A 13,401-nucleotide genomic window follows, 5' to 3' on the forward strand; every position below is an offset into this window, starting at 1 on the left:
GATGGGCCAGATGACCACAGATGCTCTCAACGACGGCACGGTTGACCTGGCAGATACGATTTATCCGGCGATCCTTGCGCAGATCCACGGGCTGGTCGACACGGTCAGTCAGGAGACGACCGATGGAGCACTGGGCAAGAAGCAGGAAGCCGCAAAGGCCATGCTCGAGTCAATCGCGGGCAAGCTTACCGACGACGTCGAGTGGCTGCGCAAGCATTCCCGGACGAAGGATTTCACGCTCGCCTTCTATGGCGAGACAAACGCCGGCAAGTCTACCTTGATCGAGTGCCTCCGCATCCTCCTTGGAGAAAGAACGAAGAAGGAACAGCGCGCCGCATTCATGAAGCTGCAGCAGCAGCTCGGGCTGAGCGAATCGGACCTTCAGGAAGCGGAGGCGCGGGTAGAGGCAGCTCGGCTACAGCTCGACGAGGTTGCTGCCGAAGCGCTCGCCCAAACGGTGATCCACGCAGAGCAAGTCGCGGCGATCGACGAGCATATCGCCACGGCCCAGTCGGCGATCGATGCGCGAGCCAAGGCAGTCAGCTGGTTCGGGCGCATCATGCACCTGTTCCGTGAATGGCCCGAGGAGCGTGAACTGCGCGAACTGAAGGCGCGGCACACAGAGCTCCCATCTCGGCACAATGGGGTTATGCAGCGTCTTCGTGATCACGAGGCCGAAGCGCAGCTCGCACGCGAAAGTGCCTCGAAGTATCGCGACGCGGCATTGGGCAACCTGGCCGAACTCGCCGCTTTCGAGGATGGACAGATCATTGGCGATGGCAGGTCCGACTTCACCCGCAAGACCGGTGAATATACGTTCACGGCGGGCGACCAGACCTTCATTATGCTGGATGTTCCGGGCATCGAAGGTGACGAGGCCCGGGTCGGTGACGAGATCAATGAGGCGATGGCGTCAGCACATGCCGTCTTCTACGTTACCGCCAAGGCCGCGCCGCCGCAGACGGGAGAAACCGGGCGTCCTGGCACGCTTGAGAAGATCAAGGCCCACCTCGGCTACCAGACTGAGGTGTGGACTATCTTCAATAAGCGCGTGACTAACCCGATGGCGCTCAAGAAGACCGGACTGCTTACGGCCGACGATGAAGGGGGTCTTGCCGACCTCAACGCCAGGATGGTGGAGCAACTGGGCCGGAACTATCAGGGTGAGATAACCCTGAGTGCACTCCCAGCGTACCTCGCGGTGGCTGACTGCATTGTCCCGAGGTCCACGAACGCCAGCATCCGTGACAAGTTCCTGGGCGCGTTCTCCGCCCTGGAGCTTCTTGAAAAGTCAGGGATCGACTCATTTCGGCGACGCGTGACCGGTGAGATGATCGCGGGCCAGGAGGAGAAAATCCGTCTGGCGAACATTCACAAGGTAGCTTCGACGCTCAGGGACGTAGGTACTGAGATCGAACAGATGAACAAGGCAGAGTTCACTCCGTTAGCCGACGAGCTTGCCGCGAAAGCCAGGAACTCCGGAAGGCAGCTCGACATCGCAGTGACTGGCCTGAAGAGCCGTCTTGAGAATCGTGGCGAGCAGGCGGTGCATGAGTTCGAGAATGAGGTCAGAAGGAAGATCTACAAGGTTATTGACCGCAACGTCAGCAACGACGCCTTCGAGGAATGCCTGCGCGAGATCTTGGCAGCCGAGCAGGGGGCCCTGCAGGAGAGGCTGCCGGTGAAGCTGGACGAGGAAGTGGTGCTCTTCCAGGAGCACGTTAAGACGGTTGTCGAACGGTTCGCGGAGCATGTTGGCGCGTTGCTCGCCAGCTACGAACACCTGCGCCGAGTGCGGACTGAGAGCACATTCTCGCTCAATGTGAACATCGACAATGGGATCAACTATTACGGAATACTCGGAAGCCTGGTGAGCGGTGGCCTGCTCATTTGGAATCCGGCTGGCTGGATCATTATGTCCATCAGCATCGCGTCGCTCGTAGCGAGTCTCATCAAGTCGGTATGGTCATTCTTCAATGACGACTATAAGAAGGGCCAGCAACGCAAAGCGGCTGACGAAAACCTGGCCAGTATCTGCGCTGAAATTCGCACTTCATTGAGGGCGAGCCTCAAGGAAGCGATGCCTGGTCTCGAAGAAAACGCCAGGATGATCCATGACCTACTTCAAGCGCCCGTGCGTCAGGCACGGCAGGTCGCCAGCGCGTTAGATAGCGCTAGGCTGTACCTCAAGCGCCTCTCTACTACCCTCGAAACCCAGGACGCTATCTGATGGAGTCGACACTAGAACTGTTCCAGGCCAAACAGGCCCACGCCCTCGACCTGCTCGGCAAGCTCGAACAATTCATCCGACAAGGGTCAGATCTTGGCGTGCCAATCGATCCCTCCCTTTCCGCCAAGCTGGACCATGCTAGCCAGACCCTCTCCGACAGCAAGCTGAAGATCGCACTCATCGGCGGCTTTTCAGAGGGTAAGACGTCGATCGCGGCGGCGTGGATGGAGCGCTTGGACAAGGCCAGCATGCGCATCAGCCAGCAGGAGTCTTCCAACGAGATCTCTGTCTACCAGGTCGAGGATGACCTGTTGTTGATCGATACGCCGGGGCTCTTCGGGTTCAAGGAGCGAAATGACGCCGATCTCCAGGCTGTCGAGAAGTACAAGGACATCACCCGGAAGTACGTGAGCGAAGCGCACCTGGTTTTGTACGTCATGAACTCGACGAATCCGATCAAGGAGAGCCACAGGGACGAACTTCACTGGCTTTTCCGCACCCTTGATCTGCTTCCGCGAACGGTCTTCGTGCTGAGTCGATTCGATGAGGTTGCCGACGTCGAGGACGAGGGTAGCTATCAGGAAAGCCTGAAGGTGAAGCGCGCGAACGTGCAGGATCGGCTCCGCGATGCGCTGGACATGAACGCCCAGGAGGTCGCCGACACGTGCATCGTAGCGGTCGCGGCCAACCCGTTTGACCTTGGTACCGAGCACTGGTTGGCGAACCTTGAGCAGTTCAAGTCGCTCTCGCATATCAGCAGCCTACAGGCCGCTACGCTGGCGAAGATAAAGGACAACGGCGGGGCCATGGTGCTCGTCGACCAGGCGCGGAAGAGTGTCATCCGGGATATCCTCCACAAGGAACTCCCGGTGGCCAAGGAGAATGACGACCGGCTGGGCGCTGAGCTGGAAAAGCTAAAGGACGGTCATCGAACGCTGACGAGTCAGCTGGCTGGCGCCGGTAGCCAGCTCTCTGAGGCACGCACGGCTTTGCGTGAATTCATTGTTCGCTACTTCTCGGATCTCATCCTCCGGACGCAGGGCCTGACACTCGAAACGTTCCCTGAGTTCTTTGAGCGTGAGATCGGTGCCGAAGGCATCATCGTCACGACCCGCCTTCAGAACGAATTCGACCGCCAGCTCAATGGGGTCGCGCAGGAGCTCGGGCGCATGCGGCTCAGCTTTGATTCCGAGGTCAGCTACTTCAACGACTCGGTGCTCAAGTTTGGCAAGCAGGGCGTCAATTACCTGGTGAAGGGCAACCTCATCAACAACACCAGCATCCTCGCTGCGCGCGATGGCGTGGTCGGTATCGCGAAGACGCTTGGCATGGACTTGAGCAAGGCCCTGAAGTTCAAACCCTGGGGCGCGGTGAATCTGGCAAAGGGCGTCAATGGTGCGCTAGCCGGTCTGGGGCTGGCCCTTGAGGCTTGGGATAGCTACGAGCGAATTCAACGCCAGAAGGAATTCGAGTCCGCGAAGGTCAAAATGGTTGGGAACTTCGAAGGCCAGCGCAAGGATCTTATGGAATTGGTCAATGACGACTATTTTATCGAGCGATTCTTCCCCGAGTACGCACAACTTCAGGCCGGTATTGCTGAAGTGGCGGCAGCCATCGCCAGGCAGGAAGACTTGCGTCGTCAGTTCCACCAGTGGCGGGTAGCCGGCGAGTTTATCGAGGGCGAGTTTTCGGTCGTTGTTGGCTAACGCCACCGGCTGACGCAACTGGTCCGCTACCGTACACCCCAACAGCGACAAAGACGCCTGCCGTGCGACGAAACGAAGCCCCGGGCACGGGGCCTCGTGCTACTAATCAAGGCCAAAGGCTTCGGAGCGGCACGATCGCGCTGGAAGGAAAGGCGTTATACGCGAACCTGACGATAGCCCCTGATAAAACGGATGGCATCCCCGCACAGCCAGCGGACGATGCAACTTCATCTGATCCAAGCGTGCGGACACGCTGGGAAGGCGCTGCATTGCTCGCAACTACAGCGGAGCTATGGCTTAGGAGGTGCGACCGGCCCTGCGTCACAGGCCGGTCAGGTGCCTGATGATGGTGGAAGCGACGGTGCCGAACAGTTTGCCACCGAGCGTCCGCACGGTCGTGCTCATCCGCGACTCGATGTCACCCTCCGCGTAGTACAGGTTCGCGCCGGTCTTGTGCTTGAAATGCTCCGCCAGCCCATCGCGCTCGGCGCGGTAGGTGCCAGCCGGTAAGCCAGCTTCACGGAGCTCGATGTAGCGGAGCACCGCCTGGCTCGCAAAGAAGGCGCCCGACACCTCGGTTGCTCGCTTCGGATTGCCATGCCAGTACACCATCACCCATCCGTCGTCATCAATCGGGTCGAGGTCAGGGTCGACGATGGGAGCGACCACCGTCCCGTCAATGAGAGATAGGGCGCAGGTGCGGCCGTCGACTTCTGTGTTTGTGTACAGCGGCAGAAGGTTGGCGACGAAACGGACGATGTCTTCGGATTTCTGGCTCATGGACTCAGATGCATCCGCCGCAGGGAGAACTGTTCAAAATAATAGGCACAAATCTCTACCTACTAGAAGAGGGAATCCGAAGCCAGCATCAGCTCAAATCGAACTACCAGATTGCCTGCCGAATTCTGACCAACGAGAACGAGTCTTGCGCACGTCTAATGAGCGCAAAAAATTAAAGCTTCAACGAGTAAACTTTGATCACTTCTTCGGGCACTTCGAGTACAAGGCATCTCCATCGGTGCCGAGGAAGAGGCGGCCATCATCGAAGATGAAGCGCTCATATCCGGTATATCCACCGTACGCATTCTTGGCGTTGTAATCGCCACAAACGATGGGGTGCGGCTGGCCGTAGCTATCCTTGTTGGATAAACTAATCATGTCACGGAATTGAACAGAATCGGGATCCTTCATCTTCTCCAGGATCGCCTTTTTCGCATCGGCTTCGTAGTTTGCGCACCCAGCAAGGGTCAGAGCCGCAGACAAAAGCCAAACATTTCGGATACTCACGTTTCGTCCTGAAGTAGAGTTTCTGGGCAATCTGGCTAGATTCTGCAGTGCACCCCTGTTGATCTGCTCAACGGACCAACGCGAGCAGTGAGTTCGGGGCGTGCTGGGCGCATCGTATAGCCTGATATCCGGGTGCAGTCGTACCGTCCGGAGCAGACTATCGGCGGAAACGCACGAAACTTTAGGCGACCCTATTGCTCTAGGACGGCGCGATCGCTAGGAATTGCCGTCATGACGGATCATGAGGATGACGGAGTAACGGTGAAGTCTCGAACTCTGCAATGCTCTATCAATGCATCGGAGGGCGTGAACGACCTCCTGATGCACGGGCCTGGACCAATGCTTGCACTCCGCTATGATTTTGTGCGGGATGTTATGCCCGGGGTTCTCAACGAAGACGTCGACTTCCTTAATACCACGTACCAGCGCGAGCTTATGCGGCGTACGAGCGGTGTAACCCATTTCGCGGAAGAGCGAGGCAACCTGATCCTGGAGATCATGCCAATGCTTGATGTCTGAGTTCGGGATGAGCATGGAGGCCGGTCCTGTCCACTATTGCAGCGGGCTGCGCTTATTTAGTAGCAATATCGGTGCGGACGCAATGAGGACGCCCATGCCGTTAAGAGTGTCAACGTTCCGTCGGATCGATAGAATAATGACGCCGCCTTGCCGTATACCTCTGGATGGGCCGAGGCATAATGCGCCGAGGACAAGGGGCGTTATAACAAATGATTTTCAGGCAGCCACGCTAAACGCTTAGGAAAAGCAATGTTTATTACGAATAAGGCGACACCTGAGGAGCTTCTCTCCGAATTTCTCCGCGGCCATGATGCTCCAGACATAGAAAGCGAATTCAGAGATCTCGCGCATAACAACGATCTGTGCCCTCAATTCACTGAGCGCGTCGATATGGTCCTTCAATCGTACGCGCGGCATCACACTTACGTCGACGACATTCAGGCCATGAACGATCAGGGTGTCGATATCTTTTTCCGCTATCGGGCGGACGGCATGGAGTCTAAGAACGTCGGAATCCAGATTAAAAGCTACAAAGAGATCGAGGACTCTCTGAAAAAAGATCGCGAAGGCGAACCGCTTGAGTCGAAGCTCGCCTCACAATATCTCGATGCAAAGTCGAAGCATGGGGTCAAAATCTACTACATCTTTCTTTGTGGCGATGGAGCGCTCGTATCTCATGCCAACCTAGAGAGACGCATTAGAGCCAAATACTCCTCGATGGACGATGTCGTTGTGGTCGGGCCTAAAAAAGCATGGGCTTTCTATTCTCTGCATGACTACGAAATCGCGGCACATTGTGCCTCAATCTTGTGCGATGGAGATTACGTTCTTCAACGAGCAAGGGAATCTCTCAACGACTTCAAGGCTTCTCAGCAACGTATGCTGATTGCGTGGGTTCTCTTGCAGCTCGAGGGCGAGAGATACGTCGATGTTGGTGAACTTCAGGACTACGGCGTGGGGTACGGTGCAGACGATGAGGAAGACGATGATCTTAGCGAAGATATGGCTAACCTGATTGATCGCCTTGAACGTTACGCCGATCTCGAATATCTGGACGGTGAGACCTATAAAATCGACCCATCCGCTTTTCCAGAGCTGTGTGCGCTGTATTTTGACCTAAGAGTAAGGCACGGCATTAGTGGCGGTGGGGCCATTCGATACCTTCATAGCCTTCTCGTTTGACGTATCGATGAATACTCGCCGGCGGATGGCGCCACTGGCGAGGCGTCGATGCATGTACATCTTGGTTGCAAAGACTGTCGTTATTCGAGCTGGCGTCATAGTAATGCTGCCGCCGAGCGGTGAGTCAGGTTCGGGCCGATGCAGAATTAATAGCCTCGCGATAGGAGATCGGACGGGCTACATCGCTTGCTTGCAGGATACCGCGGACGTAAATGGCGTGAACTTGATCGAGGAAGCAACGAAGGACTTTCATGGCATTCGTCCACGCTGCGTGCTGGTGCACGTCTTCCGCGAGATCGCCCGGCACGCCGGAGCGACGTCGATGCTGAGGGTCAGCAACCTCGGACACTCTCTGAATTATCGGAAGGCGGCCGTAGTCACGGATTACGACCGTATGTGGTCGGAGTATGGCGGCCAGCCGGCTACCTTGAGCTGGTTCGATATACCTCTAGGTCGTGAGCCACGTGCGGACGTTGCAAGTAAGAAGCGATCTGCGCATCGTCGGCGCGAGGCGATGTACGCACTCCTCGGCGCGATGGGCAACTCGGCCGGTTCGAGCCCGGTGGCGCGTACCAGTTAATCAGTGTCCTGCGGTCGGGGGTGGATGACGCTGGCCTATTGCGGAGTGCCTGGAAGAGCATCCGTCCGCCATGACGACGGGTAGCCGTGTATTGGGGCCTATCTAGTGCGTATGGTTAGAAGCTACTTCTATCCCGGGCGTTTCATGCGTGCCTGAACTCTCGTCGGGCAGACGGAGCTGTGCGCCCTCTGCTTCGGTGCGCACATGCTTGACGTTCCAGCTGAACGGGCATGCGCCGACGGCACCATCGGGCACGTGGAATCTCAGCGAGGTTGCGCATTCAGGATATTCGGTCAGGACGACGAACGGCTTTGTTCCACTGAGTGGGCCGGCCGTTCCGAAGGACGTAGAGAGAAGGAACCTCTTGCCATCAACGGGTACTGCGTCAAGAAGCGGAAGCTTGGAGATGCTTCCAACGAAGAGCGCTTGCCTGCCCTTCGGGGTCGCCGGGTTCGAGCCTAGCCATGTGCCCGTGTATTCGTCGATTGCCTGAAGTGGCGGCAACTGTCCGTTAAGATCAACAACATATCGTTGGAGTTTGTCATGAGCTTCGGTGACGAATTTGCTGTGAGAAAAACAGCCGAGATCTCTCGCTGAGATGCAATGTGCGGTCTCCATGTTTTCTGGACCCACGCGCGTGGCTAACGCATCAGACGCAGACTGGATGATGACGTTGCCGCCTGTGTGAAGAAAGGCATTCGTGACATCCGCTTCGCTCCCTCCCTGCATCGCTACCGCGATGCCGCCTGCAGTTCCCGCCACGACGGCTTTTGAAAGAATCTCCTGAGCTGTTCCTGACGGCATCGCGGCGGCCTGCGCCCCCACCTGGGAAGCGATACCTGTACTGATGCCGGCCTTCCAGGCTTGGTCGACATCACCGGTGGTCCGGTACGTGTACCAAGCCTCGAACGCTGCGACGCCGCCAGGTCCGCCGTACATTGCGGCAGCCTGCTGCGCGGCCTGGCGAATAAGCGCGCTCTCCTGCATGGCCTTGAACGAGTTGTCTTCGTTTGATCGTGCTCTATCGATGCTCGATGCGATAATCGCCTTGCCCACATCACCTTGTTTTAGGTAGTTTGCAGTCCGTTCGGCGTTTTTAACCTCGGCGGCCGCCTCGCGTTCCGCGTAACGCGCGCCTGCCTTCGCCGCGTCAACACCATCGCTGATTTTTCGTCTTACGTCATCGGCTTTGTAGTGCCAGGCCATCGCGTAATTTGAGACGTCCTTGCCGAAGGTGGCCGTGACCCGCTTATCGACGTTCTCGTCGATCGTCTCGGTGACATTCACGATTGCGCCAGAGCTATCCTTCCATATGACGTTTGCCGAATTTGCGCCCGATTTAATGACCGTTATTCCGCTCTCGACTAGCCCTGCGCTAGTGGCTCCGGTGTTCCGAACGACGTCCCACATTGCCGTTTCGGCAAGATGAACTCCCGTTGCGGCGGCGTGTTGAATGTCATTCAATACCTGAATGGGATTCGGCAGGGCAGGTATCGGCGGCGGCGGCGGCGGCAACAAGCATAGAGGGCAAATAATTGGACCGATATTCCCTAGGTTGATTCTGCCTATGGCGCTACTGAAGTAGGCATGATCAAGGGATATTCGGTCCGTAGACTGTCTTTCTTGCGCGTATGCCGCACCACAGGCTGCTAGCGCGAGCGCGGAAATTCCTGAAAGCGTGCTGCACTTATCCATGGATGAGTCCTCATTCGGGAAGCTGCTAACGCCGCTTCGGACGCTTGCATGATGAGGTTTGCGTGGTATTGGAAATTCTGCCTACGCGCAAAGAGTGCTTTGATACGGTGTGTCTCATGGCTGAAACATAGGCCGCCGAAGTGGTTGGCAGCGGAGCATTCGCGGTGTAAAAGCCAGAAAACTAGGTTTTGCACGGAGGGTTGGTAAAAGCCATGAATAAGTCTAAGAAGGCTTGTGTGGGCGCACTTCTTGCGACCGTCTCTCTTGGCGCCATTGCACAAGATTCCAGTACGGCAAGTGGAAAAGGTGTTTTTAAGAACAGCTGTCCGGCATCCCAGACAGCGTCATTCCACGTTTGCAACGGGACCGGAGCGAATCGCTTCGAACTCAAGCCAGGCGAGGATCACCAGATGGATGTATCCGTTGGTGCGACGTACACCGTCATCTGTTCTGGGAGCGAAGCGCGTCTTGACGAGAAGTGCCCTCACGGAAAGCACTGGGTGCCTCTGGATAGATGATCGCACGCTGTTCTAATTTGCCGGACAACACTTGCTCATGTGTGGTCGAGTCCGTTATTGCGAAATCGCCGCTTCAGCAAGTAGCTTGCGAGCGGGACCTCGAGAAAGTGCAGCTCGTTGATCACTTGAAGGCGCTGATAGATCGTGCGGATAGTTTCAGCGCGCTCGCCGCATTGATCGAGATGTTTTGCGTAGGGAGGTGCGAGCTGGTCAAAATCCGTGAACGCAGAGCGGTTAAAGTCCCAGGAGTAGTGCTTCGTCCCATCGTCGTTATCGGACACATGTGGCTGCCACCAAGGGACCTGAATCAATTCTCGGAGCGATTTGTAAGCATGGAGTAGGGAGTCAGTCTCCTGGCGCAGCCTCTCCCTCAACGGCCCGGTAAAACGCAGCCCGTTCTGATTCGCCCGCCGTTCCTCGATAAGACCAGAAAATCTGTTGAAGTCGTCGCTAGAAACCCTACGGAACGTATAGACACTTGATTCAAGCTCGATAATCATCTGTTCGGGAAGGATCTCGAAGACCCGGCGGATCCTTTCTTGATCCCGCTGGAATCGGCTTTCCAATATTGGCCGCAACGCTGCAAATACGCCCGCCACCGAGCCGATCGTGAAGAAGACTTCCTTGATGTCAGACCAGGCCAGATTCATTTAAACGCATATCCTTCAGTGAGTTAGAAAACCATGTATTGACGTTGGCCGGGCTGCACCGCGCATTTCGGAATAGCTATTCTGACGCCGTATTATTTGTTGGTGGGCGATGCGGCCCTCAGGTGCGCATGTACCGAACTTCTCTACGTTCTACGCAGTTGGAGTAGATCGCACCGTGCCCGGACGTATCTCGCAGATTCCGGAAGATGAAGGGGATGCCGAACATGGCGACGACAGCATGCTTTTCATGCAGCACTGCGATGTGGAGGGCGTGCGTCGGCGAATTTGCGAGGTTCGCGACATGGTGTAGTAGCGATGTGCCCCGAGAGAAAGGCTCTGCATCGAACGCGTGCATCAGATCGTCAAAACCAGATCTGGTTGGAATCGTGCCGTCTCGCACCGAGCCCAGGAGGTCGCGGAAGTGCGTCGCACGCGCTGATTCGACGAAGCTTTCGCGATCCTCTACCGCGGCGATCTCGAATGCGACCTTCGCGGCCTCCAAAAAGAGGCAGGGCATATCCACAGCTACCTGGCCTGCGATCTCGCCGGTTGGCGTGGAATGACTCGGGGCATTCTTGTAGTTCTCGATCGCCTGGTCGATAGCCCGCCGCTGCTCTTGCGGCGACCAGCCGAGCGCAGCGCCTTGAGGGGACTTGAAGAATCGTTCGAATTTCGATCGAACAATAACGGGGATCTTGTCACGGTCGGACGCATCGATCAGAAATGAGCTGGCCAGCCCCCCTTCTGGGGTGATCGACACGTCTTTGATCTGCGGTATGACTCGCGGCTTGAAATCAGCGTCCAGTTTGACCTGCACGCTTCCGCTAGGTCCGGTGACGGTGTGCGGGCCCTCGAATGGCTGCGGGATGTTTCCACGTCGCCCTCCGAGCTTGTGCGCATTTCGTGCGACCTGGATAAAAGGTTGCTTCAAGTACGGGGCGTCGATGTGCCGGCCGAAGTGACGGTTGCATCGCTCACATAGGATGTTGGCCGTGAGAAGTCCTCCGGCACCATCGGCGAAGATATGCTCCTCGGTCAAGGGAGGTGGCGCCATGCACTGAATACACCGCGAGGCGACGTATGGTGGCCCCTGCAGTAGCAGGAAGGCGTCGTGGCTCGTGCTCGAAGAAGAATTCATGATGGCTTTGCTGTAGGCGGTGGATGGAGGAGCTTCCGGCCCGCGCCCATGAGGGCACGCTCAGCCATGCACCGGGGTCGGCGTTGGGAATGGTGGGAAGGATTACGAAAGCAACTTCGCCACGCGGATGCGGGGGCAGGGATCTTCGCGGAAATCATTCGGAAGCGGCTGCAGGTGGCTTCGCGCAAAGCGGGGCTGCATCGGTCAATGTTCCAGATAGATCGCCCGACCACTCCTCTTCAATCCCTCAATGAGCATTTGGACAACGAGGAAGATATGCTCGAATGCCTCGACCATAACACTCAGGTCGGGCAAATTATCCGGCCGCGCGCCGTCGCAGCCGTCGACCCTCAGCCTATCCCACTATGACTTTTCCTAGTCGCTTATAGTCCAGTAAATTTCGCAATCCTGACCTACCCAGTCATTTGCGGCGGCCATGATCCGCCGCACACTATCAGCGCTCTCATCATCAAGTGAAGCCGCGGATAGCCCTGGTTGAACGGCAAACACGACGAGCCGAAAGCTGATGGGATCGGTCGACTCGATCAGCCGAATGATGCTTTCGCGATCACTAACCAACACGGGAGAGTGCCCACCATTCCTTCTTTCTAACGTCCGCCTCTTGATGTGTTGAAGTAGGAACTCTTTGTCGAAAAACCGAGCGGACTTCACCGCTTGACCAGCTACCTCATAAACATCATCGACTCGACCAGCTCCTGGCTTACCTCCTGCACCCTTGCAATGATGAAGCTCGACTACAAGTTGTTCATCGACGCTACGACCGACAATAAAATCAGCGGCCTCACCGCTTCGGTGGTCGTAGATCAAGAACGTAGGTCCCGAGGCGACAAGTATATCTTTCAGAAAGGGTTGAATTGAGACCAAACCTTCGGCCTTGGCTGGACCAAACTCGGTAGAAATGTCGCAGCCATCCCAAACACGTGGCCTCAACGATTCGGCGTTGAGGGAAATTGACGGAACCACTTCGTGAAGAGTGCCGTCAGCGAACGTGGCAAGATTCTTCGTGAAATAAGTAAGCGAGACATCATCGAGCCACTCGTCAATACCAATAAATTGATGATCATTGGCCTCGACAAGAAGACGCAGTGGACTGTTCCCCATGATGCTGTACGACGGAGAAGCAGACGGGTCGTACCTAATTGATACTCGATGATTTTCGTCGGCGATATCAAACGAAAGGCTCGATTGATCATCTTCGACTTGAAACGAACGTATATCGCAATCCAGTATGTTGCTTGCGACAGACACATCTCCGTCCTGCCAACGGACCGATGGGGCGGTTTTATAAGCGTCTGGGCCCCAGTCGGCCATCACTGTATCTAGGGGTATCTGCTCCAGCGGCTCGCCGAGGCGCAAGCGATCAAGGCCCGACTTACCAATCGAAACATGCTTGGCCGTAATTCTCGCATGAAGTTCGGAGACCCAATCAACTACCGACTTGATGGAGTTGCGTCCCGTCGACCAAACACGACCTCCGCCGCTCGCTCCAATCAATTCGGTTCGGCCAGCGCCGTTGACAGCCCTCCCGAAGAAATGACCAGGAGCATACTTGGCCCCCGTGGAATCGGAGATGGTTCTGTCAGTATTAGCACCAGCTGATATTCGGTACGACTCGGCCGAACGAATCGGTGAGGTGCTGCGCATACCGACGTTAAAGAATTCCTGATTGTTGAGTCCATTGAGGACCAGCCTCGCCACACGGAAGTTGATCTTGGATGCCGATCCCTCCAGATAGTGCTGGATTATCTCCCCATACGATCGTCCTGATCGCGACGTGGCTGTGATGAAGAAAAGTGAACTGTCGGGAAAGTAGCGGATGACAAAGCAGTCAAAGTTCACGGTACGAAGCTCATTGGTCGCATACCAATCAGGCGA

The 13,401-nt window shown here is 56.4% G+C and carries 11 protein-coding genes; 4 read left to right on the forward strand and 7 right to left on the reverse strand.

Annotated features, from left to right (window positions below; all coding sequences use genetic code 11):
• Window position 1: 1 nt before the first annotated feature.
• Both VI08_RS06610 and VI08_RS06615 read left to right on the forward strand, forming a co-directional pair.
• Window positions 2–2,230, forward strand: coding sequence for a hypothetical protein (locus VI08_RS06610; protein WP_045828773.1), 2,229 nt, complete (start codon window positions 2–4; stop codon window positions 2,228–2,230).
• Window positions 2,230–3,936, forward strand: coding sequence for a LeoA/HP0731 family dynamin-like GTPase (locus VI08_RS06615; protein ID WP_045828774.1), 1,707 nt, complete (start codon window positions 2,230–2,232; stop codon window positions 3,934–3,936). Before VI08_RS06610 ends, VI08_RS06615 begins: the two co-directional genes overlap by 1 nt.
• Before the next feature lie 321 nt (window positions 3,937–4,257).
• Here VI08_RS06615 and VI08_RS06620 read toward each other — a convergent pair whose 3' ends face one another.
• The 3 genes from VI08_RS06620 to VI08_RS22490 all read right to left on the reverse strand — a co-directional run bounded on the left by VI08_RS06620 (window position 4,258) and on the right by VI08_RS22490 (window position 5,757).
• Window positions 4,258–4,716 (reverse strand): hypothetical protein, encoded by a 459-nt coding sequence (locus VI08_RS06620; RefSeq protein WP_052697725.1) that lies wholly within the window; start codon window positions 4,714–4,716, stop codon window positions 4,258–4,260.
• Window positions 4,717–4,914: 198 nt separating this feature from the next.
• Window positions 4,915–5,223, reverse strand: coding sequence for a hypothetical protein (locus VI08_RS21655; protein ID WP_198148860.1), 309 nt, complete (start codon window positions 5,221–5,223; stop codon window positions 4,915–4,917).
• Between the two features lie 216 nt (window positions 5,224–5,439).
• Window positions 5,440–5,757 (reverse strand): restriction endonuclease, encoded by a 318-nt coding sequence (locus VI08_RS22490; protein ID WP_084621324.1) that lies wholly within the window; start codon window positions 5,755–5,757, stop codon window positions 5,440–5,442.
• 234 nt (window positions 5,758–5,991) lie between these two features.
• On the opposite strand from VI08_RS22490, the gene VI08_RS06635 reads away from it, so the two are divergent.
• Together VI08_RS06635 and VI08_RS21195 are read left to right on the forward strand one after the other, a co-directional pair.
• Complete coding sequence (locus VI08_RS06635) at window positions 5,992–6,924, forward strand: hypothetical protein (protein WP_045828776.1); 933 nt, start codon at window positions 5,992–5,994, stop codon at window positions 6,922–6,924.
• A 103-nt stretch (window positions 6,925–7,027) separates the two neighbouring features.
• The gene (locus VI08_RS21195; RefSeq protein ID WP_269745828.1) at window positions 7,028–7,504 is read left to right on the forward strand and encodes a DUF535 family protein; all 477 of its coding nucleotides are present in this window, start codon (window positions 7,028–7,030) and stop codon (window positions 7,502–7,504) included.
• A gap of 102 nt (window positions 7,505–7,606) precedes the next feature.
• Here VI08_RS21195 and VI08_RS06645 read toward each other — a convergent pair whose 3' ends face one another.
• The 4 genes from VI08_RS06645 to VI08_RS21660 form a co-directional block, all read right to left on the reverse strand.
• Window positions 7,607–9,199, reverse strand: a complete 1,593-nt coding sequence (locus VI08_RS06645) for a hypothetical protein (RefSeq protein WP_157006393.1) — start codon at window positions 9,197–9,199, stop codon at window positions 7,607–7,609.
• Between the two features lie 553 nt (window positions 9,200–9,752).
• Window positions 9,753–10,367 (reverse strand): hypothetical protein, encoded by a 615-nt coding sequence (locus tag VI08_RS06650; protein WP_045828779.1) that lies wholly within the window; start codon window positions 10,365–10,367, stop codon window positions 9,753–9,755.
• A 118-nt stretch (window positions 10,368–10,485) separates the two neighbouring features.
• Window positions 10,486–11,505 carry an HNH endonuclease gene (locus tag VI08_RS06655; RefSeq protein ID WP_084621328.1) on the reverse strand — a complete coding sequence of 340 codons (1,020 nt, stop codon included), beginning with the start codon at window positions 11,503–11,505 and terminating at the stop codon, window positions 10,486–10,488.
• Between the two features lie 375 nt (window positions 11,506–11,880).
• The gene (locus tag VI08_RS21660; protein WP_157006396.1) at window positions 11,881–13,365 is read right to left on the reverse strand and encodes a hypothetical protein; all 1,485 of its coding nucleotides are present in this window, start codon (window positions 13,363–13,365) and stop codon (window positions 11,881–11,883) included.
• Window positions 13,366–13,401: the final 36 nt, after the last annotated feature.

The organism is Luteibacter yeojuensis (assembly GCF_000964085.1).
Classification (GTDB): domain Bacteria; phylum Pseudomonadota; class Gammaproteobacteria; order Xanthomonadales; family Rhodanobacteraceae; genus Luteibacter; species Luteibacter yeojuensis_A.